This is a genomic window from Levilactobacillus koreensis JCM 16448, from assembly GCF_001435525.1.
GTDB lineage: Bacteria > Bacillota > Bacilli > Lactobacillales > Lactobacillaceae > Levilactobacillus > Levilactobacillus koreensis.
This window is the reverse complement of the sequence record NZ_AZDP01000052.1, coordinates 1-696: the sequence shown is the minus strand read 5'-3', so window position 1 is coordinate 696 and position 696 is coordinate 1. Positions and strand designations below refer to the sequence as shown.

At 43.4% G+C, this 696-nt stretch carries 1 protein-coding gene; it reads left to right on the top strand.

Going from position 1 to position 696, the window contains the following annotated elements; all coding sequences use genetic code 11:
* Positions 1-499, top strand: a 499-nt coding sequence (locus tag FC99_RS03925; RefSeq protein WP_156639341.1) for a transposase, incomplete at its 5' end; no start/stop codon positions are given.
* Positions 500-696 lie beyond the last annotated feature (197 nt).

The following is a 696-nucleotide window of genomic DNA, read 5'->3' as shown; positions in this document are numbered from 1 at the left end:
GGACACGAGTGCACACTTCTTTAATCTTAATTATCGGGCAGCTTCATGGCCCGAAAACTGGCAGTTACGCGTGGTGCTCAAGGCAACGCGACCTGTTGGCGAATTGTTGTGTCACTATGAATTCTTAGTGACGACACTGACTGAATTATCCATCGCTGATTTGTTTAGAATGTATCACAACCGCGGCGTTGCCGAAAATTTCATCAAGGAAGCTAAGGATGGTTTTGGTTTCGACAAGACCAATAGTCATTCTTTTCAGGCCAACACGACGCGTATGTGGTTGGCTGTTTTGAGTTACACACTAAGTCTGCTCTTCAAGCGGCTAGTGTTACCTAAGGCAGTTCAGACTACAACCATTGGTACACTACGGTTTTGGCTTCTTCATATTGCCGGTCGCATGACGACACATGCTCGAAAGATCTTAATTCACTTGAGTCGGAGTAATCCCTACCTCAGACTATTCTGGTACGCTTTACATCGGATACATGGTTTGAAATAAGCACTTGAAGAAAAAGAAACCGGTAAAACCAAGGGGGAAGACTATCCTCAAGCAACACAACGTGGTGCGATGGTGGCTGAATTTTACGTTTACTTTTGAAATGCTACATTGATTATCAAAATAGGTAGGTCCGAATCGAAAATCTCGATTCGGACCTACCTATTTTGGTAAGAAATCTTGTTAATGAATAATCCGGG